This is a genomic window from Rhodococcus sp. USK13, assembly GCF_018343855.1.
In the GTDB taxonomy this organism is placed as follows: Bacteria; Actinomycetota; Actinomycetes; order Mycobacteriales; family Mycobacteriaceae; genus Rhodococcus_F; species Rhodococcus_F oxybenzonivorans.
In genome coordinates this window covers 4,734,610-4,760,229 of the sequence record NZ_CP069242.1, presented here as the reverse complement: position 1 = coordinate 4,760,229, position 25,620 = coordinate 4,734,610, and the positions used below count along the sequence as shown (strand labels likewise).

The following is a 25,620-nucleotide window of genomic DNA, read 5'->3' as shown; positions in this document are numbered from 1 at the left end:
TTTGTGTCCGCGGCGCGGTTCGCTGTATGCGTATCCGAAGGGGATCGACTAGCGTTGTGCCCGATGAGCACGCCAATACCGCGCCCGGGAGCCCATCTACCTGGGCCAACGCCGAGTGTCGACCCCGAGAAGATTTCCGCGGAGGTGGACGGATTGCTGACGCGGCTGCACGCCGTCGAACCAGATCCCGAGGACCCACACGGAGTCGGTGTCATTCCGAAGAAAGCGCATCTGCTCGAGAAGGCCCACGACGTTCTGGTGGAAGCGCTGGCCGCCGTGGACAAGATCTGAGGTGGCCCGACGCGCGCGGGTGGATGCCGAACTCGTTCGGCGTGGACTGGCCCGGTCCCGTGAACACGCCCAGGAACTCATAACTTCCGGCAGAGTGCTGATCTCCGGAGTAGCTGCGACCAAACCCGCTACCGCCGTCGAAGCGGGAACACCGCTACGGGTGGTCGAGGTGGACAACGAGGTGTCCTGGGCTTCGCGTGGCGCTCACAAGTTGCTCGGAGCTCTCGAAGCGTTCGGACCTGGCGGGCTCTCGGTCGACGGGAAGCGGTGTCTCGACGCCGGCGCCTCGACGGGAGGCTTCACGGATGTACTTCTCCACCACGGCGCCCGGGAGGTGGTTGCGGTGGATGTCGGATACGGCCAGTTGGTGTGGCGGTTGCAGTCGGACGATCGGGTTCGTGTGGTCGACCGCACCAACGTGCGTGCTATCGACGCCGAGCGCATCGGCGGACCTGTCGATCTGGTGGTCGCGGACCTGTCGTTCATTTCCCTCGAACTCGTGCTGCCGGCCTTCGTCGCGTGTGTGACTGCCGGCGCAGATCTCGTTCCGATGGTGAAGCCGCAGTTCGAAGTCGGTAAGGATCATGTCGGGTCGGGCGGGGTGGTCCGTGACCCGGAACTGCGGGTGGCTGCCGTCCTCAGGGTCGCAAGGGCCGCGGAGTCCCTGGGGCTGCGTACGCTGGGAGCCGTCGCGAGCCCGTTGCCAGGTCCCTCCGGAAATGTCGAGTATTTCCTGTGGCTCCGCTCGGGTGCCACTGCGGTGCCGGAACCGGGTGTCGTACCCGGAGTTGATGATGAACCGGTCGACTCGATCGAAGAGTTGATCCGCACCGCGGTGCAGGAAGGACCACAGTGAGCGCGGGAAGCAGCGGCACGGCACGCGAAATTCTGCTGGTGGCGCACCCGGGCCGGGCCGAAATCACTGAGACGGCACGGCGCGTCGGTGAGATCTTCAAGAGCGCTGGAATCGGACTGCGCGTCCTCGTCGACGAGGTCGACAACACACGCATCGAACCAATGGATGGCATGGCGCCCGACGAGTTCCTCGTGCCGGGATTCGAGGTGACGATCGTCCAGGCCGGTCCGCACGCGGCCCTCGGCTGCGAAATGGTGCTGGTCCTCGGAGGAGATGGGACTTTCCTTCGCGCCGCGGAACTTGCTCAGGCCGCGTCCATTCCGGTGCTGGGCATCAACCTCGGGCGCATCGGCTTCCTCGCCGAAACGGAGGCCGAACATCTGGACGAGGCACTCGGTCAGGTGGTGCGCCGCGAATACCGGGTGGAACAGCGAATGACGCTGGACGTCGTCGTCCGGGTGGACGACGAGATCATCGAGCGGGGCTGGGCGCTCAACGAAGCGAGCATCGAGAACCGGTCCCGGCTCGGTGTTCTCGAAGTAGTGCTCGAAGTCGACGGCCGCCCCGTGTCGGCCTTCGGATGCGACGGAGTGCTCATCTCGACACCGACCGGGTCGACGGCCTACGCCTTCTCCGCCGGCGGTCCCGTCGTGTGGCCCGAACTCGAAGCCTTGCTGGTTGTTCCGAGCAATGCCCACGCACTCTTCGCGCGGCCGCTCGTCACCAGCCCGGAGTCGATCATCGCTGTCGAGACGGTGGCCGGTAGTCATGATGGACTGGTTTTCTGTGACGGCAGGAGAACTCTCGAACTTCCTGCGGGTGCGCGGGTGGAGGTGGTGCGCGGTAAGGAACCCGTTCGCTGGGTGCGACTCGATTCGGCTCCCTTCGCCGATCGCATGGTGCGAAAGTTCGAGCTGCCCGTCACCGGGTGGCGAGGAAGGAAACCCTAGACGTGCTGGCAGAGATCAGGATCGACAACCTCGGTGTGATCTCCGAGGCGTCCGCGCAGTTCCACGAAGGCTTGACAGTGCTCACCGGTGAGACAGGCGCCGGAAAGACGATGGTGGTGACCAGCCTCCATCTCCTCAGCGGTGCCCGGGCAGACGCGGGCCGGGTGCGTCTCGGGGCGCCGCGAGCCGTCGTCGAAGGTCGTTTCGTGACGGACGAGAATTCAGAACGCGTCGAGCGGGCCGTTGCCGAGTTGCTCGAGTCGACCGGCGCCGAGCGGGACGAAGACGGCACCATTATCGCTGTGCGGACTGTCAGCAGCGACGGCCGCTCGCGCGCGCACCTCGGCGGCCGCAGTGTCCCGGCAGGAGTGCTGTCCGAGTTCACCGACCCGCTACTCACCGTGCACGGGCAGAACGACCAACTGCGGCTGTTACGACCTGACCAGCAGCGTGCTGCGCTCGACCGATTCGCGGAGAAGACCGTCGGCCCTCTCCTGGCGCGGTACCGCAAGCACCGCGACGAGTGGCTGACCGCGCGATCGGAGTTGATCGAGCGAACCGGCCGCACGCGCGAACTCGCGCAGGAGGCCGATCAGCTGACGTTTGCTCTCAACGAAATCGACGGCATCGCACCCACCCCAGGGGAGGATGAGTCGATCGTCGCCGAAGTGCGCAGGCTCAGCGAACTCGACTCTTTGCGGTCGGCAGCGCAGGAGGCGCAGACCGCGCTTGCCGGCGGTGACGAGATGGACGGTGACGGCGTGTCGCCGCCCGCCCTCGACTTGTTGTCCGAAGCCCGCGCCCGTATCGAGTCCGCCACCGATCCGGAGCTCGACGGTCTGGGTTCGCGTCTTGCGGATGCCATCGCCGTGGTCACGGACGTGTCGGCCGACCTCACCACCTACCTGGCCGGACTGCCCGCGGACCCCGGCGCGCTGGATTCGCTGTTGTCGAGGCAGGCGGAGCTCAAGAACCTCACGCGCAAGTACGCTGCTGACGTCGACGGCGTGCTCGAGTGGGCCGAGAATGCGCGGGCGCGGCTCGAGAAGATAGATGTGTCGTCCGATGCGCTGGCCGCGCTGACGAAGCAGGTGGAAGAGTCGGCGGCGGCGACCGCCGAGGCGGCATCGAAACTCACCGCCGCCCGTATCAAGGCTGCGGCCAAGCTCGCCAAGGCAGTGAGTTCGGAGCTGTCTGGTCTCGCGATGGGCCGCGCAGCTCTCGACGTGTCGGTACGCGCACGTGCGGCGGGCCCTCAGGACACCGCTCCGCTCACCGTCGAGGGCACGCAGGTGCATGCCGGGTCGTCGGGTGTCGACGAAGTCGAATTCAGGTTGTCGGCCCATAGTGGCGCACAGTCGCTGCCGATCAGCAAAAGCGCCTCGGGCGGTGAACTTTCCCGGGTGATGCTTGCACTCGAGGTGGTGCTTGCCGGATCCGATTCGGGTGCGACCATGGTGTTCGACGAGGTCGACGCAGGGGTTGGCGGCCGCGCTGCAGTCGAGATCGGCAAGCGACTGGCCCGGCTGGCGAGAACCCACCAGGTGATCGTCGTGACTCACCTGCCGCAGGTGGCGGCATTCGCCGATACCCATCTAGTGGTCGACAAGGTCGACGACGCCGACGGAGTCGTCAGTAGCGGGGTGCGCACTCTCACCGATGACGAGCGGGTCGTGGAACTGGCCAGGATGCTCGCCGGTCTCGACGACACCGAAACCGGTCGTGCGCACGCTGAGGAACTGCTGGCCACGGCAAAAGCCGAACGTGCTGTCTGAACGAAAACTGTTGGTGATGGTGGGACCGATGTGGTAGCTGGTTCGGCGCGCCTCCACAGGTGGGCTGTGCATCCGCGTCATCATCGAAGCCATGAAGATGCCGGCACTGCTGTCACGTAACACCGAAACTTTGCCTGGGGTCAGCGGCATCGCCAGGGTGGACCGCAACACAGCCAAGCTGCTGAGGCGTGTCGGGCCAGGTGACGTCGTCGTTCTCGACGAGCTCGACCTCGATCGCGGTACCGCGGACGCCTTGGTCAAGGCCGGCGTTCTCGCAGTGATCAACGCGTCTCCGTCGATTTCGGGGCGCTATCCGAATCTGGGACCGGAGGTGATTGTCGCCAACGGGATCCTCCTGATCGATTCCGCGGGAACCGAGGTCTTCAAGAGCATCAAGGACGGAAGCAAGGTCCGGATCGACGGCGGCTGCGTCTATTCGGGGGAGCGGCGCATCGCCAAGGGCGACGAGCAGACCGAGGCCGAAATCTCCGATCGGATGATCGAGGCGAAGACGGGACTGGTCGATCACCTGGAAGCGTTCTCCGGCAACACGATCGAGTTCATCCGCACCGAAAGTCCGCTTCTCATCGACGGGGTGGGAGTGCCGGATGTCGACGTCGACATGAAGGATCGGCACGTGGTGATCGTGTCCGACGGACCGGATCACGCCTCGGATCTGAAAAATCTCAAACCGTTCATCAAGGAATACTCGCCGATCCTCATCGGGGTGGGGGCAGGCGCCGATGTTCTCAGATCTGCCGGCTACCGGCCCGACCTCATCGTCGGTGACCCGGAGGACATCACCAGCGCGACGCTGAAGTCGGGCGCCGAGGTGGTGCTGCCGGCAGACCAGGACGGGCATGCCTCGGGCTTGTCGCGTATTCAGGACCTGGGCATCGGGGCGATGACGTTCCCGGCTTCCGGGTCTCCGTCGGACCTGGCGCTGCTCCTTGCCGATCACCACGGTGCCTCGTTGATCGTGACCGTGGGCAACACGGTCTCTCTCGACGAGTTCTTCGACCGCGGCCGCCGCGACAGCAATCCGTCGGCGTTCATGACCCGGTTGAAAGTCGGACCCAAGTTGGTGGACGCCAAGGCCGTGGCGACCCTCTACCGCAGCAGGGTGTCGGGAGGTGCCATCGCTCTGCTCGTACTGGCCGCTCTGGTCGCGGTGATCGTGGCCCTCGTGGTGTCGAATGTCGGTGGGGAAGCTCTGGACTGGGCCATCGCGACCTGGAACAGCTTTGCGCTGTGGGTGCAGGGGTTCTTCAAGTGATTTCTCTGCGTCAACATGCCATTTCGATCGCAGCGATCTTCCTGGCGTTGGCAATCGGGGTGGTGCTGGGATCCGGCCTGCTGTCGAGCGGTCTCGTGTCCGGTCTCCGCGACGACAAGGTCGATTTGCAGAACGACATCGAAAAGGCGAACGAACGCAACAACCAGCTGACCGAGCAGCTGAATTCGGCCGATGGTTTCGACTCGGCGGTGGCCGGCCGGGTGGTGGCCGACGCCCTTGCGGGGCGAACTGTCGTCGTAGTGACCACGCCCGACGCCGACCCTGCCGACCTCGACGGGGTGAATCGGATGATCGGGGCGGCCGGTGGCAGCGTCACGGGACGGGTGTCCCTGACGGACTCGTTCGTCGACGCCACTGGTGGTGACCGGCTGCGCACGGTCGTCAACAATGTCATCCCCGCCGGTGTCACCTTGAAGACGGGTGCTGTGGATCAGGGCAGCCTGGCGGGTGACCTCCTGGGCTCGGTGGTTCTGCTCGGCAAGGAGACCGGTCAGCCGCAGAGTTCACCGCAGGAGAGGGCGCTCGCTCTGGAAACGCTGCGGGGGGCGGGTTTCATCACCTATGACGACGGCGGGGTCGAGCCCGCCCAGCTGGCGGTGGTGCTCACGGGGGACCGTGACGTGGAGGACGGCGCCAGCGGTAACCGGGGCGCGGTGGTTGCCCGGTTCGCGGGAGCGTTGGACTCGCGCGGCGGCGGAACCGTCCTCGCCGGGCGTCCGGCTTCGGCGCAGGGAAACGGTGCGGTCGCCGTTGCCCGTGCCGATGCCGCACTGTCGGCGGCGCTCACGACGATCGACAACATCGACCGCGAAGCAGGGAAGATTACCGTTCCGCTGTCGTTGCAGGAACAGCTCGGCGGCGGCGCCGGCCGGTATGGGACCGGACCCGGAACCACCGGAGTCACGGTTGGGGCGACGCCCGCGTAGTGCACGTCACACCCTGGGGGAGTGCAATCTCGGCGCGTTGTTTCCCGCAGGTCTGCCGAGGTGTTACCGTGAAGTCCCGTGGGTCGGCAGGCCCCAGCATTGCTCGAACAGACCAAGCCCTGCACAGTCGTCACGGGAGCCCCTTTGCCACAGTCACGCACTTCTTCGCGTACCGCCACCAAGCACATCTTCGTCAGCGGCGGCGTCGCCTCCTCGCTCGGCAAGGGCCTCACAGCCTCGAGTCTGGGACAATTGCTGACCGCGCGAGGGATGCGCGTGACCATGCAGAAACTGGATCCGTACCTCAACGTCGATCCAGGAACGATGAATCCCTTCCAGCACGGTGAAGTCTTCGTGACGGAAGACGGCGCCGAAACCGACCTCGATGTCGGCCACTACGAGCGCTTCCTCGATCGCGACCTTTCCGGTCAGGCGAATGTGACCACGGGCCAGGTGTATTCGACGGTCATCGCCAAGGAACGGCGGGGCGAGTATCTCGGGGACACCGTCCAGGTCATTCCGCACATCACGGACGAAATCAAGAGCCGCATCCTCGCCATGAGTGGGCCGGACCTGCAGGGTCAGCGTCCCGATGTGGTGATCACCGAGATCGGCGGCACCGTCGGCGACATCGAGTCGCAGCCGTTCCTCGAGGCGGCCCGTCAGGTGCGACACGACGTCGGCCGCGACAATGTCTTCTTCCTCCACGTCTCTCTGGTTCCGTACCTGGCGCCGTCAGGTGAGCTGAAGACGAAGCCCACCCAGCACTCGGTTGCCGCGCTGCGGAACATCGGTATCCAGCCCGACGCGCTGATCCTGCGCTGCGACCGCGAGGTCCCGCCGGCGCTGAAGAACAAGATCGCGCTGATGTGCGACGTCGACGTCGACGGATGTATCTCGACACCCGACGCGCCGTCGATCTACGACATTCCGAAGGTTCTTCACAGCGAGGGTCTCGACGCATACGTCGTGCGTCAGTTGGGGCTACCGTTCCGGGACGTGGACTGGACGGTCTGGGGAAATCTTCTCGAGCGCGTCCACCAGCCGCGCGAGACGGTGCGGATCGCGCTCGTCGGCAAGTATGTCGACCTTCCCGACGCGTACCTGTCGGTCACCGAGGCACTGCGAGCCGGAGGCTTCGCTCACCGATCCAAGGTGGAGATCTCCTGGGTTCCCTCGGACGCCTGTGAGACCGAAGCCGGAGCGCAGGCAGCGCTGGGGGATGTGGACGGGGTGCTGATTCCCGGCGGTTTCGGGATCCGCGGCATCGAGGGCAAGCTCGGCGCCATCCGGTATGCGCGTCACCGCAAGATCCCACTGCTCGGCCTGTGCCTCGGCTTGCAGTGCGTCGTGATCGAGGCCGCCCGGAGTGTGGGGCTCGAGGATGCCAACTCTGCGGAGTTCGAGCCCGAGACGACCCACCCGGTCATCTCCACGATGGCCGATCAGGAAGACGTCGTGGCCGGCGAAGCCGACCTCGGTGGAACGATGCGCCTCGGCGCCTATCCCGCCGTGCTGGCCAAGGGTTCGGTCGTTGCGCGGGCGTACGGCAGCGAGAAGGTTTCCGAGCGTCATCGGCACCGCTACGAGGTCAACAATGCCTACCGCGACCGGATCGCCAAGAGCGGTCTTCTCTTCAGCGGGACCTCGCCGGACGGGCATCTCGTCGAGTTCGTCGAGTACCCGGCGAAGCAGCATCCGTTCTTCGTCGCGACGCAGGCCCACCCGGAGCTCAAGAGTCGTCCGACTCGTCCGCATCCCTTGTTCGCAGCATTTGTCGCAGCGGCGTTGACGTACAAGCTCGAAGAACGCCTTCCCGTCGACGTCCACGGTGAGGAGCGGACGGTCGAGGTCGCCGTGGCGGACGAGGTGGCTGCCGCCACCGACCGGGCGTCGATCGACAGTGCCGGATAAGTAGAGCCAGCGCATGACCGACACCGATCGGCACGAATTCGACATTCTCGACTCGCGCGTCGTCTACAGCGGGGCCATCCTGGCATTGCGTCTGGACGAGGTGGCGATGCCGAATGGGCGGATAGCCGAACGAGAGGTCGTCGAGCATCACGGCGCAGTTGCCGTCGTGGTGCTCGACGACGAGAACCGGCTCGTCCTCATCCACCAGTACCGGCACCCGGTGGGCCGCCGGCTGTGGGAGATTCCGGCGGGCCTCCTCGACGAACCTGACGAGGACCCGCTCGAGGCTGCGAAGCGGGAGCTGGCCGAGGAAACAGGACTCGGGGCGAAACAGTGGGAGGTCCTCGTGGATGTGGCTGTCTCGCCCGGCTTCACCGACGAGTCGGTGCGGGTGTTCCTCGCGGAGGACCTCTACACCGTCCACCGGCCCGAACCGGAGCACGAAGAGGCCGACCTCGAGATAGAGCGGTTCCCGCTCGACGAGGCGGTGGCGATGGTCCTGCGCGGTGAGATCGTCAACGCCACCGCGGTTTCCGGGATCATGTCGTTGGCCGCAATCAAGTCGCGACCCGACACGCCACTACGCGACCGGGATGCACCGTGGGTCGATCGTCCGGCGAGTTTCAGTGAGAGAAAACGCTCACGTGCCGGGGTCGAAGCCGCGGGAGAATGATCCGGTGATCGCGCGGCAGGTCGAGACGTACCTCGATCACCTGGCAGTCGAACGCGGTGCTGCCCGCAACACCATCTCGTCGTATCGGCGTGACCTGTCGCGGTACACACAATTCCTCGCCGATCGAGGGATCACGGACATCGGACGGGTCCGCGAGCAGGATGTCAGTGAATTCGTCGTCGCGCTGCGCAGCGGTGACCCCGAGCGCGGCCTGCCGGCGCTGGCCGCGAGTTCGGCCGCCCGCGCGTTGATCGCGGTGCGCGGGTTTCACCGTTTTGCCACCGCTGAGGGGATGGCGGCGGTGGACGTGGCTCGGGTAGTCCGACCACCCTCGCCGGCCACCCGGCTTCCCAAATCGTTGCCCGTCCGCGAGGTGCTGTCGCTACTCGAGGCCGTCGGCGGCGGAGGGCCCGCTGACGGTCCCCGGGCGGTACGCGACCGCGCTCTTCTCGAGTTGCTGTATTCCACGGGGGCCCGCATCTCCGAAGCGGTCGGCCTCGATGTAGACGACATCGACACCGAGAACCGCTCCGTCCTGCTCCGGGGCAAGGGCGGAAAGCACCGGGTGGTCCCCGTGGGCAGGCCCGCGGTCGAAGCCCTTGACGCCTACCTCGTCCGCGGCCGGCCGGCGCTGATGTCGCGGGGCACGCCCGCACTCTTCCTCAATGTCCGCGGTGGTCGACTGTCACGGCAGAGCGCTTGGAAGGTGTTGCAGACTGCGGCGGAGGCTGCCGGGATCACGGTAGCGGTCTCGCCGCACACGCTGCGGCACTCGTTCGCCACTCACCTGTTGGACGGGGGCGCCGACGTGCGCGTCGTCCAAGAGTTGCTCGGACACGCCTCCGTCACGACCACGCAGATATATACCCTGGTCACGGTTGGTGCGCTGCGTGAAGTGTGGGCCCACGCGCACCCTCGGGCGCGGTAGGCGAACGCGTGTCGAGGGGAATATTCACGGTACGAAGCGGTAGCGTTCGTATAACGATGTGTGATCGACAGCGAGCATCGAGAGAACAGGGGATCATCGGACCGTGGTGACACCGCAGCCGCCAGCAGCGGAGTCAGGGCACTCGCAATCGGAGGGCGACATGTTCGACATGCGACAGACCGACCCCGCAGCCCTGTTCGACGACACCGTCGTCGAATCGGGTGAGCTCGGCCCCACGGGGAGACCGACCCGTGCGGTGCCGGAACCCACGCCGCTGCCATCCCACGGTCCCGCGAGGATCGTCGCGATGTGCAACCAGAAAGGTGGGGTCGGGAAGACGACGTCCACGATCAACCTGGGGGCGTCCCTCGCCGAGTACGGCCGTCGGGTCCTGCTCGTCGATCTCGACCCGCAGGGCGCGCTGTCTGCCGGCCTGGGGGTCGCGCACCACGACCTCGACCTCACCGTGCACAACCTGCTCGTCGAACCCCGCGTGTCGATCGACGACGTGCTGATGCGGACACGCGTCGAAAATCTCGACCTGTTGCCGAGCAACATCGACCTCTCCGCCGCGGAGATTCAGCTCGTCACCGAGGTCGGACGGGAACAGACCCTGGGCCGGGTGCTGCATCCCGTGCTGGACCGGTACGACTACGTCCTGATCGATTGCCAGCCGTCCCTCGGGCTGCTCACCGTCAACGCTCTCGCCTGCGCGGACTCGGTGATCATTCCGATGGAATGCGAATACTTCAGCCTGCGTGGACTGGCACTGCTCAACGACACCGTCGAAAAGGTGCACGACCGACTGAACCCGAAGCTCGAACTCGCCGGGATCGTGGTGACCATGTTCGACGCCCGCACGCTCCACGCCCGCGAGGTGATGGCCAGGGTGGTCGAGGTGTTCGGCGAGGTGGTGTATGACACGGTGATCAACCGGACTGTGCGATTCCCGGAGACCTCTGTGGCCGGTGAGCCGATCACCACCTGGGCGCCGAAGTCGCCCGGTGCCGAGGCGTACCGCGCGTTGGCCCGTGAGGTCATCCACCGTTCCGGCCGGTAAGTGGTGAACACCCAGGACGTCGTGGCTCCATCGCCTACCGAGAATCCCGGCGCAGTATCGGTGCCGGCCGAGTCGAACGATCAGCAGGCCTCCGCCGTCAAGGCCGGCTTCCGGGTGACGCTGCGGAACTTCGAGGGACCGTTCGACCTGCTGCTCACGCTCATCAACCAGCGTGAGCTCGACGTAACGGAAGTCGCGCTCCATCAGGTGACCGACGACTTCATCGTTTACACCCGCGAACTCGGTGTGGAGATGGGCCTCGACCAGACCACCGAGTTCCTGGTGGTCGCCGCAACACTTCTCGACCTCAAGGCGGCGCGACTTCTGCCGGCCGGACAGGTGGAGGACGCCGAGGATCTGGCCCTGCTCGAGGCCCGCGACCTGCTGTTTGCCCGACTGCTCCAATATCGCGCGTACAAGCAGGCGGCCCAGCTGTTCGGCGAACTCGAAGCCGCGGCGCTTCGGCGATATCCGCGATCGGTGGCGCTCGAAGACCAGTTCACAAGCCTGCTTCCCGAGGTGCTGCTCGGTGTCGACCCGCAGCGGTTCGCCGAGATCGCCGCAACCGTGTTCACCCCCCGCCCGACTCCGACCGTGGGACTCGACCACCTGCACGACATGCATGCGGTGTCGGTGCCGGAGCAGGCCGCCCGGATACTGGAACTGCTTCGCGGACGTGGCGCGAATCAATGGGCGAGCTTCGGTGAACTGGTGTCGGAATGCGAGGTAACAGTCGAGATCGTGGCACGATTTCTCGCGCTGCTCGAGCTGTACCGCGAGCAATCGGTGCTGTTCGAGCAACCCGAGCCTCTCGGTGAATTGTTTGTGAGCTGGACCGGGGGCGACGTCCGTCTCCCGGTGACCGAGGAGGATTACGGATGAGCTCGGCCCCGCACGACGAGCCCCACGAGCCCCATGCCTCCGGCGGTGTCGACGAGCCGGCTTCGCTCGGCGGTGACGTTGAGCCGGCTTCGCTCGGCGGTGACGTTGAGCCGGCTTCGCTCGGCGGTGACGTTGAGCCGGCTTCGCTCGGCGGTGACGACGAACTGTCGGACGCCGAGCTCGAGGCCGTTCTGGAGTCGCTGCTGTTGATCGTCGATTCGCCTGCCGGGGACGATCTGCTGTCCTCCGTGACCGGGGCTTCTGTGAAACGCATCACCGAGACCCTCAACCGGATGTCCGCCGAGCTCACCGCCCGCAGTAGTGGCATGGACCTCCGATATGCCGGTGACGGTTGGCGTCTCTATACCCGCACCGTCTACGCGCCCTACGTGGAGCGCCTGCTGCTGGACGGGGCACGCTCCAAGCTGACGAGGGCTGCTTTGGAGACTCTTGCTGTCGTGGCATACCGTCAACCGTTGACCCGCGCACGGATCAGTGCGGTGCGCGGCGTCAACGTGGATGGTGTGGTGCGCACGCTTCTCGCTCGTGGATTGATCGCCGAAGCCGGGGTCGATCCCGATACCAACGCCACGCAGTACTCGACGACGGAGCTCTTCCTGGAACGGCTCGGCTTGGCCTCTCTGGCCGATCTGCCCGCCCTGGCCCCGTTGCTGCCGGACGTGGACCTGATAGACGACATCAGCGACAGTCTGGAATCTGACCCACGATTTGCGAGAATGAATAAAGCTACGGCGTCCACGGACAAGTTGGACACCGGGCTCGACACCGAAGACTGACAGGGATCGTAGAAAAAAGTGAAGAAACCCGCTCGCCGAGATGGCACACCGGATCGCAACAACAAGCATCGCACCGACAAGACGGAGACCGGCCACAGGTCGGGCCGGTCGGACACCGGCCAGCGTCCAGGTCGGCCGGAGGCCGCAAAGACCCGGACAGGTCGGCCGGAGGCCGCAAAGACCCGAACAGGTCGGCCGGACGCCGCGAAGGGCCACTCAGGTAGGCCGGACGCCGCGAAGACTCGAACCGGCAGGCCGGAAGCCCCGGTCGCCACGAACAAGCGGGGCAAGCCGAAGTCGGCCAAACCCCAGCGCGCGCAAACTCAGGCGCCCAAGGTCAGCAATGCCAAGCCCGCCCGGCACCAGCATGCAGACGCCGAAAGGCCCGTCGGGCCCCCACAGGGCGACGGTGTGCGGTTGCAGAAGGTGCTCGCCCAGGCCGGAGTCGCGTCACGTCGCGCCGCCGAAGAACTGATCTCCCGGGGCCGGGTCGAGGTCGACGGTCGCATCGTGATCGAGCAGGGATTGCGGATCGACCCCGAAAACGCTGTCGTTCGCGTGGACGGTGTACGTGTCGTCGTCCAGAAGGATCTGGTCCATCTCGCGCTGAACAAGCCTCGCGGGTGGCAGTCGACCATGTCCGACGACCTCGGTCGTCCGTGCGTGGGTGACATCGTCTCCGAAAGGGTCGCGGCCGGTCAGCGGCTGTTCCACGTGGGCCGCCTCGACGCCGACACCGAGGGTCTGCTGCTGCTGACCAACGACGGGGATCTGGCCCATCGGCTCATGCACCCGTCGTTCGAGGTGTCGAAGACGTATCTGGCGACCGTGTCCGGTGCACTCGAGCGCGGTGTCGGGAAGAAGCTCAAAGAGGGCGTCGAACTCGATGACGGGCCGGCGAAAGTCGACACCTTCACCCTCCTCGACATCAATGAGGGCAAGTCTCTGGTTCGGGTCACGCTCCATGAAGGCCGCAAGCACATCGTGCGCCGACTGTTCGACGCAGTCGGGCATCCGGTGATCCGGCTCGTTCGGACGGACATCGGTCCCGTGGCCCTGGGTGAACAGCGCCCGGGAACGCTGCGAGTCCTCGGCCGCGGCGAGGTCGGCGGCCTGTACGGGGCGGTGGGTCTGTGAGCGCCGCCTCGCTTGTCGTCGCCATGGACGGGCCGTCCGGAACCGGCAAGTCGAGTGTGTCTCGGCAGCTGGCGCAGGAGCTCGGAGCCCGCTACCTCGACACCGGTGCCATGTACCGGATCGCTACCTTGCACGTACTTCGCAAGGGAGTGGACCTCGGTGATCCCGACGCGATTGCCGACGCCACCGCCGGTCTGCCCTGGTCGATCGGCACCGACCCCACCCGTGAGCAGGTTCTGCTCGACGGTGAGGACGTCGCCCAGGAGATTCGAGGTGACGCGGTCACCAAAGCGGTCTCTGCGGTCTCTGCCGTCCCTGCCGTTCGCGCTCGCCTCGTCGAGGCGCAGCGTCGTCTGACAGCGGAGGCGGACCGGATCGTCGTGGAAGGGCGGGACATCGGGACGGTCGTCCTGCCTGACGCCGACGTAAAGATTTTTCTCACCGCTTCGTCGGCCGCCCGCGCTCAGCGCAGGAACGCGCAGAATCTCGCGGAGGGGCGAGGTGACGATTACGCCGCGGTCCTCGCCGACGTCGAGCGCCGCGACCACCTCGACTCCACACGCGCCGTGTCGCCGCTGCGGCCGGCCGACGATTCTGTGCTGGTCGACACCAGCGAACTCGGAATCGACGACGTGATCGGCAGGTTGCTGCTGGTGGTAAGCGAGAGAACTGGAGCAGTGCAGTGACCGAACAATTCACAACTGAATTCGCGGGCGACGGAACGTGGAGCGAAGAGTCCGACTGGGAAGTCGTCGATCTGGAGGACGGAACCGACGGCGAAGCCCATATTCCCGTACCTACCGTTGCGGTGGTAGGCCGTCCGAACGTGGGTAAATCCACGCTGGTCAACCGCATCATCGGTCGTCGCGAGGCGGTCGTCGAGGACATTCCCGGTGTGACCCGCGACCGCGTGTCCTATGAGGCCAACTGGAGCGGTCGCCGATTCCTGGTACAGGACACCGGTGGTTGGGAGCCCGACGCGAAGGGTCTCCAGCAGTCCGTGGCGCGGCAGGCGGAACTGGCGATGCAGACCGCGGATGCGATTCTCCTCGTGGTCGACGCCGTTGTCGGCGCTACCGCCACCGATGAGGCCGTCGCCAAGGTCCTGCGCCGCTCCAAAACTCCAGTCTTGCTGGTAGCGAACAAGGTTGACGACGGGCGCACTGAATCCGAGGTTGCGGCCCTGTGGTCGCTGGGCCTCGGGCAACCGCACTCGGTGAGTGCGACACACGGCCGCGGTACCGGCGACCTCCTGGACGAGGTTCTCGCCGCGCTGCCCGAAACCCCTCGCGAAGGCATCCCGGGTGGCGGTCCGAGGCGTGTCGCTCTGGTCGGGAAACCGAACGTCGGTAAGTCGAGTCTGCTGAACAAGCTGTCGGGTGACGAGCGTTCCGTCGTCCACAACGTCGCGGGCACTACCGTCGACCCGGTCGACTCGATCGTCGAGCTCGGTGGCCGGCCGTGGCGTTTCGTCGACACGGCAGGCTTGCGCAAGCGCGTCAGTCACGCCAGCGGCGCCGAGTTCTACGCGTCCCTACGCACGAAGAGCGCCATCGAGGCCGCCGAGGTGGCGATTCTGCTCATCGATGCGTCCGAGCCGATCTCGGAGCAGGACCTGCGCGTGCTCAGCATGGTGGCCGATGCGGGTCGCGCGCTCGTGATCGCCTTCAACAAGTGGGATCTCGTCGACGAGGATCGCCGCCTTCAGCTCGATCGGGAAGTCGACCGGGACCTGGTCCGGGTGCCGTGGGCCCAGCGGGTCAACATCTCGGCGCACACGGGTCGGGCGGTACAGAAGTTGGTACCCGCGCTGGACACGGCGCTCGAGTCCTGGGACAAGCGCATTCCGACCGGCCGGCTCAACAACTGGCTGAAGGAAGTCGTGGCTGCCACCCCGCCGCCGATGCGTGGTGGACGTCTCCCACGGGTGATGTTCGCCACCCAGGCCGGAACGCGGCCGCCGACCTTCGTACTGTTCACTACCGGCTTCCTCGAGGCCGGGTACCGGCGATTCCTCGAGCGGCGCCTGCGTGAGGAGTTCAACTTCGACGGCAGCCCCGTCCGGATCTCGGTTCGTGTCCGCGAGAAGCGGGACCGACGCGGACGGTAGCTCGAGAGAATTGCCCTGACCAGGCGATTAGCGTTCAGGACTGCCACTGATGTAATCTCATCGAGCACCTGAACGAGGGTGTGGACGGGCTGTGGCGCAGCTTGGTAGCGCACTTGACTGGGGGTCAAGTGGTCGCAGGTTCAAATCCTGTCAGCCCGACCGCACATGACCTGGTGGACGAACATGTCCGCCAGGTCATTGTCGTTTCTGGCCTTGCTCCCTCACGCGAGACTCGCGGACACCGATGGCGGGAAGGCGAGGGCCGAGGAAGCGCTCTGGCGTCAGTTCGTGACGATGACGGGGTCACCGATCTTGGCGTGGTCGTAGAACCATCGCGCATTCTCGATGCTGAGATTGATACAGCCGTGACTGACGTTCTCGCGCCCCTGCGAGGCGACCGACCACGGCGCGCCGTGGATGAAGATCCCGCCCCAGGTGATGCGGGTGGCGTACTCCACGTAGAGCCGGTATCCCTCCGGGGAGTCGATCGGGACGCCGTACGTCGACGAGTCCATCACCATGTCGCGGAACTTCTCGAGGACGGGGAACGTGCCGAGCGGCGTTTCGTAGCCGGGTTTACCAAACGACGCCGGCATGGTGTGCACTACGCGGTCGTTGATGCTCACGGTGAACTGGTGTGTCGTAGTGTTCGCTACGGCGACCAGCGCGTCGCCGACCTGGAACTGGGTCTTCGATCCCGCGAATTCGACGGCGACCGCGGTGTGCGCCGGCCAGAAAGCGACCGGGCTCCACCGCAGTTCGCTGTCATCGATCCACGAATACTGTCCGGTCACAGGCGTCGACGGTGAGATCGCGACGGCGCGTTCGGCGCTCGCGCGGTCTGCAACAGGCGATCGGAACCGGATGATGATCGGTTGCGCGACGCCGACGACCGCACCGCTCGAGGGTGCGATCTCCGGAGCGACGACTTTTGCAACGACGGCCGGCGGTACAGCGGCGCCGGCGGCACTCACCCCGCACAAGGCCAGGACGGCGAGAACCGCCACGAGAAACAGGCGTACACCGTGCTGCTGCGCTTTCCGCATGGCCGTCAGCCCTTCGCATCACTGTGAGCTCATTTCAGTCAAACACAGCGTCGTCCGGGAACGGAACCGAGGAGATGTCACGACTTCATGACTGCTCGACGGTCCCGCGAGTACCGTCAGTTCCGGGATGTCAGCGAAACGGAGGCGCACATGTCGGGAAGATTCGAAGGCACCGTGGTGATCGACCGCCCCATCGAGTACGTGTTCGCCTATCTCGCGGCAGGCGTCAACGACCCGGATTTCAGTCCCCGTGTGCAGAAGATCACGAAGTCCACCGACGGACCACCCGGAGTCGGGACCGTGTTCGTCAGCACCGTGAAGGATGCCGGAATGACCACCACGCGGGAATTCGAGCTGACCGAATTCGAGGCACCGAAAAAGATACGGTGGACCGAACGGTCCAAGAACATCGTGACGGCGAAGGAAGGCGGCTACGACCTCGAGCCGGCCGGAGCCGGCACGAGAGTCACCATCTACAACGAGCTGGAAGGCCACGGAATCGGCAAGTTGATCGCTCCTCTCGCGCTCCGCGCTGCACGCAAGGACGCGCCGAACTTCGCTCGGCGAATCAAGGCGGCCGCGGAGAAGTGATTCTCCTGTGTGCCGGCCGACAGCGGGACGTACCGAGAGATTCACACGGCAGGAAATCACGCGCAGGGGCGGATAGTGTCGGGTGATGGTTGATGCGCCCGTCCTCGATAGAAACCACCTCGCCGACGCGCTCGCACACTTCGAACCGCGGATAGTCGATCCGACCCATCGTCGATCGGCGGCAGTCGTGATCGCCGTGATGAGCGACGGATCGGGCGGGCAGGCCATTCCACTCACCATGCGCCCGACCAAGATGCGAGCGCACCCGGGCCAGTTCGCGTTGCCCGGGGGCGGCGTGGATGCAGGGGAGACCGGGGCGGACGCGGCGCGCCGTGAATTGCACGAAGAGCTCGGTCTCGATGTGGAGCCGTCCGCGGTTCTCGGCCGCCTCGATGACTACGTCACCCGCTCCGGTTACGTCATCACCCCCTTCGTTGTGTGGTCGGATCGATCGATCACTACTCTCGTTCCCCATCTCGAGGAGGTGGCGGAAGTCTTCGCGGTGGGACTTCCCGAAATCGACACCGAGCCGCGGTTCGTCGACATCCCCGAATCGTCGAAGCCGGTGATCCAATGGCCGTTCCGGCGACACCTGGTACACGCGCCGACCGGCGCCGTGGTGTACCAATTTCGGGAAGTCGCGCTCCACGGCCGCCACACCCGCATCGACGGGTTCGACCAACCGGTCTTCGCTTGGCGTTAGCCGAATCACGGCGGGGTCGCCGCGACTAGGGTCACACCCTGTGACCATCTTCGAGTCCGTGGCTCGCAAGTTCGACCGCACAGGCGTCGACCCTGTCGTCTGGCATGCTCCCGCACCGCCCACTCCCACAGGTCTTCTCGCGCCCAACCGATTGCTCGAGAATGCCGAGCGATGGCAGCTGCCGTCCGGTGAAGGTCCGGAAGACGTTGCCGTCGATGCCGAGGGACGGGTGATCACCGGGGGCAACGACGGTCGGATCTGGCGGTTCGATATCCACGGGAAGGCTATCCTGATCGCCGACACCGGCGGGCGCCCACTCGGGATCGAGGTGCTGGACGACGGCCGATTTCTCGTGTGTGATGCCGCGCGGGGGGTCCTGCGGGTAGATGACAGGGGGCGCGTCGAGGTGCTGGCCGAATCCGCTGTGGGGCGACCGATCCTGGCGTGTAACAACTCTGCCGTCGGCCGTGACGGGATCGTGTACTTCACCGACTCGTCGGCCCGCTTCACCATCGATGATCATCGGTACGATCTTCTCGAGCACCGGGGGACCGGCCGACTGCTCCGGTTGGACCCGAAGACGGGGGAGACCGATCTCCTCGCAGAGGGTTTGCAGTTCGCCAACGGCGTCGGATTGGCGGCAGATGAATCCTTCGTCCTGGTCGCCGAGACCGGGGCCTATCGAATTTCTCGCGTCGACCTCACTGGCCCGTCTCGGGGGAGCGTGTCGGTATGGGCGGAGAACCTCCCCGGCATTCCCGACAACATGACGTCGCACACGTCGGCCGGTTTGTTCTGGGTGGCGCTCTACAGTCCGCGCATGAGGGTGCTCGACATGCTCGCGCCGTATCCGACGTTACGGATTGTGGCAGCAAATCTGCCCGAAGCGGTGCAGCCCGCGCCGCAGCGTGCCGGCTGGGTGATCGCCCTCGACTCGAACGGCACGATCGTGCACAGTCTGCGCGGTGGTAAAGGAAGCTACTCACCCGTCACCGGTGTCCGGGAGCATGAGGGGTGGCTGTATCTGGGAAGTCTGACCGCGGACTGTGTTGCCCGCGTCCCAGCGCCGCGATGATCGGACTCGGTTCGCACATCGACGAGTGACACGTGGCTGAGGTGGCCCACGGTCGCCTGAAGCCCGGACCCGTTGTGGAAGAGTGGCGAGAGCGTTGCGAGTAGCAGCGCGCGACACTGCGCAATCGAGGGCTGGGGAGACTGTGGTGGATTCGGTGGACCGGGACATCGTGCGGTCGGACCGCATCGTGACCGTGCCCAACGTCCTCAGTGTCATCCGCTTGATCGGCGTGCCGCTGTTCGTCTATCTCTTGCTCGTCACCCACGCCGACGGGTGGGCGCTGGCCATCCTCATGATCAGTGGATTCACCGACTGGCTCGATGGCAAGCTGGCGCGGGTACTGAACCAGTCCTCGAAGCTGGGTGCGCTCCTCGACCCCTTCGTCGACCGCCTCTACGTCGTGACCACCTTGGTGACTTTCGTGGTGCGCGGGTTCATTCCCTGGTGGGTGGCCGCCATCCTCATCGGGCGTGACGCCGTTCTGGCGCTGACCCTGCTCATCTACCGGCGCCGCGGACTGCCCCCACCCGAAGTGATGTATCTGGGTAAGGGTGCAACCTTCCTGCTCATGTTCGCGCTGCCGATGATCCTCGCCGCGCAGGTCGACTGGGACCTCGCCCCGCTAGCGCAGCCTGCGGGTGCCGCTCTCCTCATCTGGGGCACAGCGTTGTACCTCTGGACCGGTCTGCTGTACATCACCAACGCGCTCGTCGTGGCACGTACCGTTCCCGTGCGAGCGCCGGGTGGCGACGACCGTGAGGTCCGCTGATGAAACGGATCGACGCAGGCGTCCGCCGAAATCCGGTGCCGTCCCTTCTCCGGTCCCTGATGAACGATCACCTGGACCCCGGCTACGAGGGCGCCGCCGAGGATCGCGAACACGGCCATGCGCGGCAGACCCGGTGGGGAAACCGGGTATGGATTTCGCTCGGTGCGCTGCTGATCGGCCTGGTGCTCGCGGTGGCGTACCGCCAGGCCACCGAACGCCTGCCGGGTACCGAACAGGTCCGGGCAGAACTGCTCGGCAAGGTACACGACGCCGAAGCCCGTGTCGGGAGTCTCGAGGACACCCGCGACGGCTTGTCCGTGCGCACGGACGACGCCCGCGCCGCAGCCTTGGCGGGTGATGCCCGCGGATCCGCCGTCCTCGCGGAGCTGCGCGCCCTCGAGGGTGACGCCGCGGTCGAGGCCGTCCGCGGTCCAGGACTCACCGTGACACTGACCGATCCCGCGGCTCGGCCCAACCTGTCCGACTCGTCGCAGCGCTCGGTGGGCGGAAAGGCTGTCGTGCTCGACCGCGACCTCCAATCAGTCGTCAACTCGTTGTGGGCCAGCGGAGCCGAGGCCGTGGCGGTCGGTGACGTACGGATCGGCCCTACCGTGACGATCCGGCAGGCGGGCGGCGCGATGCTCGTCGACAATCAGCCCGTGTTCTCGCCATACGTGGTGTCTGCGATCGGACCGCAGAGGCCGATGCAGACGGGTTTCGTGGTGAGCGATGCGTATCTGCGGATGTCGAGTATCGCTCAGCTGTACGGCATCGGCTTCTCGGTGGCCGAAGCAGACGAGCTCGACCTTCCTGCGGCCCCGGCCCGCGAGGTGCGCTCGGCGCAGGTGGCAGGAACTCGATGAGAGGGCTAGTGACATGGAGGCGGCGCTCGGATGAAGGCAGTGCTCGGATGAAGGCAGTGCTCGGATGAAGGCAGTGCTCAAGGGTGGATCGGCGGTGTACGGCGTCCTCGCGCTGGTGGTGGGCATCTTGCTCGGAGTGGTGTTCAGCCCTCAGGTGCCCGATGCCGTGCAGCCCTACCTGCCGATCGCCGTGGTGGCGGCGCTCGACGCCGTGTTCGGCGGACTGCGTGCCTACCTGGACGAGATCTTCGATTCGAAGGTGTTCGTCGTCTCGTTCGTGTTCAACGTTCTGGTGGCCGCGCTGATCGTGTGGCTGGGGGATCAACTGGGAGTGGGCACCCAGTTGTCGACCGCGATCGTCGTGGTCCTCGGTATCCGGATCTTCGGCAACGCGGCGGCTCTCCGCCGTCGCCTCTTCGGGGCGTGATCGGGCAATGAGCGGTCACGAGGGCAGACACGAACTCCACCAGGACGAATCGGCTTCGCGCCGATCTCATGTCGTCTTCGCCGTGCTGGCCGCACTTCTTCTCGGTGGCCTGGGAATCGCGATTGTGACTCAGGTGAAGAACACCGGCTCCGGTGACACGCTCGACTCCGCGAGCCCGGCGGACCTCCTGGTCGTGCTCGATACGCTGAACCAGCGGGAGGCTGCCCTGCGGCAGGAGATCGCTTCCCTCGAGCAGACGTTGGACACTTTACGGCGAAGTGGTAGCTCGGGTGCCGCCCTCGATGAGGCACGTGCACGCCTGACCGCGTTGTCGATCCAAGTGGGGAGCGCACCGGCCACGGGGCCTGGGGTGACGATGAGCATCACCGACCCGGGGAGAGGGGTGGGCTCCGAAGTGCTCCTCGACCTCGTGCAGGAGTTGCGGGCGGCGGGTGCCGAGGCCATCTCACTGCAAGGCGCGCAGGGTGCTCCCATCCGGATCGGCGTCGACTCCTGGGTGTCGGGGTCTGCAGGCGATCTGTCGGTGGACGGTCAGCGCGTGACCGCGCCGTACAGCGTTGTCGCGATCGGGGATCCGCCCACCCTCGCGGCCGCTCTCAACATTCCCGGCGGGGTGGTCGACACCGTCGCGCGCAGCGGTGGACAGCTCGAGATCGAACAATCACAGCAGGTCACGATCTCCGCCTTGCGGGAGTCGAAACCTCGCCAATACGCTCAGCCCGGAAATTGATCTTCGCATCCGCCCGCGGATTGCCATCGAAAGGACGCCACTGTGAGTGAGCTCGAAATTCCCGCCGATCGTCGGTACACAGCCGAACACGAGTGGGTCGAGCGGACCGGAGCCACGACGGTACGGATCGGCATCACCGATTTCGCGCAGTCCCAGCTCGGTGACGTGGTGTTCGTCCAGCTGCCCGCTGTCGACGAGGAGGTGACTGCGGGCGAATCGCTCGGCGAAGTGGAATCCACCAAGAGTGTGTCCGACATCTTCGCGCCCCTCACGGCGAAAGTCGTTGCCGCAAATGCTGATCTGGACGGTAACCCGGAACTCGTGAACTCGGCGCCGTACGCGCAGGGCTGGCTCGTCGATCTCGGGGTCGACGACGAGGCGACGCTCGACGCCGCCCTCGCGGAGATGTTGGATGCGGCAGCCTATGCGGACATCACCGCAGGCTGATCTCGGCGGGCTGAGGAAGCGGTGTTCCGCCGCCTCGGGAACCCGGCGGCCCGCGTCTCGGTCACGACGGGTCGTTCCGGCGGCGTATTACCGGTTCGTAATGTGCTGGCGGCCTGTCTTACTACACGCACCGGCGCGCGCAGGGTACGGTCGAGGTGAACGCATGTGCCGTGTCGGGGCGCAGGTCCGTAGTTTGACTGTGGTTGTGGCAGTGCACGGAAGATAATGTGCACAAATATCGAATTATGTAGAACCGAGTGGCATTGCGTAGTCCAGCGAATCTTGCTGGATGATCGAACTAGGAGGAGAAACGGTGAGCGAGAACGGCAATGACGCGGTTTATGGGGAGTCCCCGGCGGAAACGACGTCGGTCTTCCGCGCGGACTTCCTCAACGAGCTCGACACCTCCTCGGCAACCCAGGCGCCGGAGGCTCCGGTGTCGGGTGTGGAGGGACTGCCAGCAGGTTCCGCTCTGCTCGTCGTCAAGCGTGGACCCAACGCGGGTTCACGTTTCCTGCTCGACCAGCCGACGACCTCTGCGGGGCGCCATCCCGACAGCGACATCTTCCTCGACGACGTGACGGTCAGCCGTCGTCATGCGGAGTTCCGCCAGGAGGACGACGAATTTCAGGTCGTCGACGTGGGAAGCCTCAACGGCACGTACGTCAACCGGGAACCGGTCGACTCGGCAGTGCTGGCCAACGGTGACGAGGTCCAGATCGGGAAGTTCCGACTGGTGTTCCTGACGGGTCCGCGTACCACCGCGGGTGGTTCGCAGATCGGTGAGACGTCAGCTGGTGCGGGTAGCCAATGACCGCGGTGCGGCAGCAGCAGGCGCAATCGGGAATGTCGATCGGCTCGGTGCTGGATCGACTGCGGCCCGATTTCCCTGATGTGACGATCTCGAAGATCCGATTCCTCGAAGCCGAGGGTCTCATCAGCCCCCAGCGGACTCCGTCGGGTTATCGGCGCTTCTCGATCGCCGACTGCGAACGTCTGCGCTACGTCCTCACTGCGCAGCGAGACCAGTATCTGCCGCTGAAGGTCATCAAAGAGCAGCTCGAGGCCATCGACAGAGGTGTGGCCACGGTCGGTGCAGGCGACTCGTCGCCGCGCCGGCCGCGGGCGCTCACCGTCGCTCCGGGTGAGGTGTCACCCGAGGAGTTTCTCACCGATCGGGAAGTCCGGATCAGCCGCGACGACCTGATTTCCCGGGCAGGCATCGACGAGAAATTCCTCGTGGAGCTCACCCGAGGAGGTCTCGTCGTGCCCGGCCCGGCCGGCTTCTTCGACGAGGATGCCGTGACGCTTGCACGCACAGCGCGGGCGATGTCCGAGTTCGGCCTCGAGGTGCGGCACCTGCGGGCATTCAAGCTCGCCGCCGACCGTGAGGCGGGGCTGGTGGCCCAGATAGCCGGGCCGGTGGCCAAGGGACGTGACGCGGGTGCCCGCGACCGCGCCGAGGAAATGGTGCGGGAACTGGCGGCGTTGTCGCTGACTCTGCATACGTGTCTGGTGAAGTCTGCTGTGCGCGGTGCCCTGGACCGGTGAGTTGTTGCCAGGCACGCCTCTGACGGGGAACTTCTCAACGACGCTGCGCTCGAACGGCTGTACGGTCGACAGCGGACACGAATCGAATAGAATCCTGGTAGGCACGGTGTGCCGCGTACGGACCATTGCAGGGTGGAGGCAGACGCGATGAGCGAAATGCACGTGATCGGAGTTCGTGTCGAGCAGCCTCAGAGCCAGCCTGTTCTGCTGCTGCGCGAAACTGACGGCGACCGTTACCTCCCTATTTGGATCGGGCAGACCGAGGCCACCGCAATTGCACTCGAACAACAGGGTGTCGAGCCTGCGCGGCCTCTCACACATGATCTGATCAAGAATTTGATCGAGGCCCTTGGCCGCACCCTCAAAGAAGTGCGCATCGTCGAACTCCGCGAAGGCACGTTCTACGCCGATCTCGTGTTCGATCAGAACACGCGTGTCTCAGCTCGGCCTTCCGACTCGATCGCCATCGCGTTGCGTATCGGAGTCCCCATTTTCGCCGAAGAGTCGGTTCTGTCGGAGGCGGGACTCGTCATGCCGGACGAGCGTGAAGACGAGGTCGAGAAGTTCAAAGAGTTCCTCGAATCCGTCTCGCCGGACGACTTCAAGGCCACCGACGGCTAGGGCTCCTGTTGCCCAGTAACGGTTGAGGTTCTTCCGGCGCGTTGCGTTGACCCTGACTGCTCGGAGTCATAGCGTTCGGTGCAGTGATTTTCTGCCTTGCAGATTCGATCGGGCGTACGCTGAGTAGGTTCAGGGTATGGATGTGCTCGGTGTCACTGGTGGCGACTACGCCGCCCGAGTGCTGTGGTCCATGCGCCGCGGCTACTGGCGACGCGTGTCACAGGCGCACTGATCGTCGGGTTCAGTGCAACATGCGAGAGGGAGTAGTCAGTGGGAGATCGGCCGCAGGAGAATCCGCTGAATCTTGCGCCCGGCGACAACGTTGCCGAGCCAGAGTTCAGCTCCGAAGAGATCCAGCCGGGCCTCTTCCCCGACGATTCCGTGCCTGACGACCTCGTCGGATACCGCGTCCCCATCGCCTGCCAGATCGCCGGAATCACCTACCGGCAGCTCGACTACTGGGCGCGGACGTCACTGGTGGTGCCGTCCATCCGTGGGGCGGCCGGCTCGGGGAGCCAGCGCCTGTACTCGTTCAAAGACATCCTCGTTCTCAAGATCGTCAAGCGCCTGCTCGATACCGGAATATCCTTGCAGAACATTCGTGTGGCCGTCGACCATCTGCGTAAGCGTGGGGTGCGCGACTTGGCCAAGATCACACTCTTCTCCGACGGCACCACCGTCTACGAGTGCACGTCCGCCGAAGAGGTTGTCGATTTACTGCAGGGTGGCCAGGGCGTGTTCGGTATCGCTGTGAGCGGTGCCATGCGTGAGCTGACCGGCACCATCGCGGACTTCCCGGCGGAGCGTGCCGATGGTGGCGCACTCGAGCAGAGTCCCGAAGACGAACTCGCGTCCCGGCGGAAGACTCGCGCAAGCCGTAAGACGGGCTAAGTTCCCGTCGGGCAGACAAGCGCCGGTGGCGCCCGGTCGTGTTCCGCCGCAGAAATGCATGACATGGGCGTGCGTGAACTGGTCGCGGGTGTGACATAGACTGACGGTGCGTCGACGCCGTGCGGGAGAGTTCCGGGCACTGCATGCACAGAAAATCGTGTGTGGAGGACTCGGGCGCCGAAGGAGCAGCACCTCCCCGTCAATCTCTCAGGCACACAGGACCGTGCGGGCTCCGACGTCTCTGGAAAGCGGTGGGAGCACCCACCCGCCCACGGGGAAAGGGCCCGTC

General features: G+C 65.5%; 28 protein-coding genes, 1 tRNA gene and 1 riboswitch. Of the genes, 28 read left to right on the top strand and 1 reads right to left on the bottom strand.

Translation table 11 applies throughout. From position 1 onward, the window contains the following. The first annotated feature begins 63 nt into the window (after positions 1 to 63). The 16 genes from JQT59_RS24325 to JQT59_RS24250 all read left to right on the top strand — a co-directional run bounded on the left by JQT59_RS24325 (position 64) and on the right by JQT59_RS24250 (position 15,755). The gene (locus JQT59_RS24325) at positions 64 to 291 is read left to right on the top strand and encodes a hypothetical protein (RefSeq protein WP_159921909.1); all 228 of its coding nucleotides are present in this window, start codon (positions 64 to 66) and stop codon (positions 289 to 291) included. Position 292: 1 nt separating this feature from the next. Beyond that, entirely contained in the window at positions 293 to 1,147 is an 855-nt protein-coding gene (locus tag JQT59_RS24320) for a TlyA family RNA methyltransferase (RefSeq protein WP_159921911.1), read from the top strand. Further along, positions 1,144 to 2,097 (top strand): NAD kinase, encoded by a 954-nt coding sequence (locus JQT59_RS24315; RefSeq protein WP_213572323.1) that lies wholly within the window; start codon positions 1,144 to 1,146, stop codon positions 2,095 to 2,097. The genes JQT59_RS24320 and JQT59_RS24315 overlap by 4 nt, the downstream gene beginning before the upstream one ends. Positions 2,098 to 2,099: 2 nt before the next feature. After that, positions 2,100 to 3,872 carry a DNA repair protein RecN gene (gene recN / locus JQT59_RS24310; protein ID WP_213572322.1) on the top strand — a complete coding sequence of 591 codons (1,773 nt, stop codon included), beginning with the start codon at positions 2,100 to 2,102 and terminating at the stop codon, positions 3,870 to 3,872. A 91-nt stretch (positions 3,873 to 3,963) separates the two neighbouring features. Beyond that, complete coding sequence (steA, locus tag JQT59_RS24305; RefSeq protein WP_213572321.1) at positions 3,964 to 5,148, top strand: putative cytokinetic ring protein SteA; 1,185 nt, start codon at positions 3,964 to 3,966, stop codon at positions 5,146 to 5,148. Beyond that, on the top strand, positions 5,145 to 6,095 hold the full coding sequence (locus tag JQT59_RS24300) for a copper transporter (protein WP_213572320.1): 951 nt from the start codon (positions 5,145 to 5,147) through the stop codon (positions 6,093 to 6,095). Before steA ends, JQT59_RS24300 begins: the two co-directional genes overlap by 4 nt. 144 nt (positions 6,096 to 6,239) lie before the next feature. Beyond that, positions 6,240 to 8,009 (top strand): CTP synthase, encoded by a 1,770-nt coding sequence (gene pyrG / locus JQT59_RS24295; RefSeq protein ID WP_213572319.1) that lies wholly within the window; start codon positions 6,240 to 6,242, stop codon positions 8,007 to 8,009. A gap of 13 nt (positions 8,010 to 8,022) precedes the next feature. Continuing rightward, positions 8,023 to 8,682, top strand: coding sequence for an NUDIX domain-containing protein (locus JQT59_RS24290; protein WP_213572318.1), 660 nt, complete (start codon positions 8,023 to 8,025; stop codon positions 8,680 to 8,682). A 4-nt stretch (positions 8,683 to 8,686) separates the two neighbouring features. Further along, positions 8,687 to 9,610: a site-specific tyrosine recombinase XerD gene (gene xerD, locus JQT59_RS24285; RefSeq protein ID WP_249353811.1), complete on the top strand. Its 924-nt coding sequence runs from the start codon at positions 8,687 to 8,689 to the stop codon at positions 9,608 to 9,610. A gap of 160 nt (positions 9,611 to 9,770) precedes the next feature. Next, complete coding sequence (locus JQT59_RS24280; protein WP_502939733.1) at positions 9,771 to 10,670, top strand: ParA family protein; 900 nt, start codon at positions 9,771 to 9,773, stop codon at positions 10,668 to 10,670. Next, positions 10,671 to 11,552: a segregation and condensation protein A gene (locus JQT59_RS24275; protein ID WP_213572316.1), complete on the top strand. Its 882-nt coding sequence runs from the start codon at positions 10,671 to 10,673 to the stop codon at positions 11,550 to 11,552. Beyond that, positions 11,549 to 12,349 carry an SMC-Scp complex subunit ScpB gene (gene scpB, locus JQT59_RS24270; RefSeq protein WP_249353809.1) on the top strand — a complete coding sequence of 267 codons (801 nt, stop codon included), beginning with the start codon at positions 11,549 to 11,551 and terminating at the stop codon, positions 12,347 to 12,349. The genes JQT59_RS24275 and scpB overlap by 4 nt, the downstream gene beginning before the upstream one ends. Positions 12,350 to 12,367: 18 nt before the next feature. After that, on the top strand, positions 12,368 to 13,486 hold the full coding sequence (locus JQT59_RS24265) for a pseudouridine synthase (RefSeq protein WP_213572315.1): 1,119 nt from the start codon (positions 12,368 to 12,370) through the stop codon (positions 13,484 to 13,486). Then, positions 13,483 to 14,172, top strand: coding sequence for a (d)CMP kinase (cmk, locus tag JQT59_RS24260; RefSeq protein ID WP_213572314.1), 690 nt, complete (start codon positions 13,483 to 13,485; stop codon positions 14,170 to 14,172). The genes JQT59_RS24265 and cmk overlap by 4 nt, the downstream gene beginning before the upstream one ends. Beyond that, entirely contained in the window at positions 14,169 to 15,596 is a 1,428-nt protein-coding gene (gene der / locus JQT59_RS24255; protein ID WP_109329462.1) for a ribosome biogenesis GTPase Der, read from the top strand. The genes cmk and der overlap by 4 nt, the downstream gene beginning before the upstream one ends. A gap of 85 nt (positions 15,597 to 15,681) precedes the next feature. Continuing rightward, positions 15,682 to 15,755: transfer RNA gene (locus tag JQT59_RS24250), tRNA-Pro, on the top strand. 122 nt (positions 15,756 to 15,877) lie between these two features. Here the strand turns inward: JQT59_RS24250 and JQT59_RS24245 are convergent. Continuing rightward, positions 15,878 to 16,642, bottom strand: coding sequence for a L,D-transpeptidase (locus tag JQT59_RS24245; protein WP_213572313.1), 765 nt, complete (start codon positions 16,640 to 16,642; stop codon positions 15,878 to 15,880). 150 nt (positions 16,643 to 16,792) lie between these two features. Here JQT59_RS24245 and JQT59_RS24240 point away from each other — a divergent pair, with 150 nt between their 5' ends. The 12 genes from JQT59_RS24240 (at position 16,793) to JQT59_RS24185 (ending at position 25,331) form a co-directional block, all read left to right on the top strand. Next, a complete protein-coding gene (locus JQT59_RS24240) occupies positions 16,793 to 17,233 on the top strand; it encodes an SRPBCC family protein (RefSeq protein WP_213578045.1) in 441 nt (146 codons plus the stop codon). Between the two features lie 85 nt (positions 17,234 to 17,318). Further along, positions 17,319 to 17,936, top strand: a complete 618-nt coding sequence (locus tag JQT59_RS24235; RefSeq protein WP_213572312.1) for an NUDIX hydrolase — start codon at positions 17,319 to 17,321, stop codon at positions 17,934 to 17,936. 40 nt (positions 17,937 to 17,976) lie between these two features. Continuing rightward, the gene (locus tag JQT59_RS24230; protein WP_213572311.1) at positions 17,977 to 19,011 is read left to right on the top strand and encodes an SMP-30/gluconolactonase/LRE family protein; all 1,035 of its coding nucleotides are present in this window, start codon (positions 17,977 to 17,979) and stop codon (positions 19,009 to 19,011) included. Between the two features lie 145 nt (positions 19,012 to 19,156). After that, a complete protein-coding gene (locus tag JQT59_RS24225) occupies positions 19,157 to 19,780 on the top strand; it encodes a CDP-alcohol phosphatidyltransferase family protein (protein ID WP_213572310.1) in 624 nt (207 codons plus the stop codon). Beyond that, the gene (locus tag JQT59_RS24220; RefSeq protein WP_213572309.1) at positions 19,780 to 20,643 is read left to right on the top strand and encodes a DUF881 domain-containing protein; all 864 of its coding nucleotides are present in this window, start codon (positions 19,780 to 19,782) and stop codon (positions 20,641 to 20,643) included. Before JQT59_RS24225 ends, JQT59_RS24220 begins: the two co-directional genes overlap by 1 nt. Before the next feature lie 64 nt (positions 20,644 to 20,707). Next, positions 20,708 to 21,070 carry a small basic family protein gene (locus JQT59_RS24215; RefSeq protein WP_213572308.1) on the top strand — a complete coding sequence of 121 codons (363 nt, stop codon included), beginning with the start codon at positions 20,708 to 20,710 and terminating at the stop codon, positions 21,068 to 21,070. Between the two features lie 7 nt (positions 21,071 to 21,077). Next, entirely contained in the window at positions 21,078 to 21,821 is a 744-nt protein-coding gene (locus JQT59_RS24210) for a DUF881 domain-containing protein (protein ID WP_213572307.1), read from the top strand. Between the two features lie 42 nt (positions 21,822 to 21,863). Then, entirely contained in the window at positions 21,864 to 22,268 is a 405-nt protein-coding gene (gene gcvH, locus JQT59_RS24205; RefSeq protein ID WP_159921949.1) for a glycine cleavage system protein GcvH, read from the top strand. Between the two features lie 313 nt (positions 22,269 to 22,581). Next, positions 22,582 to 23,082 carry a glycogen accumulation regulator GarA gene (gene garA / locus JQT59_RS24200; RefSeq protein ID WP_109335060.1) on the top strand — a complete coding sequence of 167 codons (501 nt, stop codon included), beginning with the start codon at positions 22,582 to 22,584 and terminating at the stop codon, positions 23,080 to 23,082. Beyond that, positions 23,079 to 23,819: a transcriptional regulator FtsR gene (gene ftsR / locus JQT59_RS24195; protein WP_159921951.1), complete on the top strand. Its 741-nt coding sequence runs from the start codon at positions 23,079 to 23,081 to the stop codon at positions 23,817 to 23,819. Before garA ends, ftsR begins: the two co-directional genes overlap by 4 nt. Before the next feature lie 147 nt (positions 23,820 to 23,966). After that, complete coding sequence (locus JQT59_RS24190) at positions 23,967 to 24,440, top strand: bifunctional nuclease family protein (protein ID WP_109335061.1); 474 nt, start codon at positions 23,967 to 23,969, stop codon at positions 24,438 to 24,440. 270 nt (positions 24,441 to 24,710) lie between these two features. Continuing rightward, the gene (locus tag JQT59_RS24185) at positions 24,711 to 25,331 is read left to right on the top strand and encodes a MerR family transcriptional regulator (protein WP_109329483.1); all 621 of its coding nucleotides are present in this window, start codon (positions 24,711 to 24,713) and stop codon (positions 25,329 to 25,331) included. 112 nt (positions 25,332 to 25,443) lie between these two features. Continuing rightward, positions 25,444 to 25,565, top strand: a riboswitch (glycine riboswitch). Positions 25,566 to 25,620: the final 55 nt, after the last annotated feature.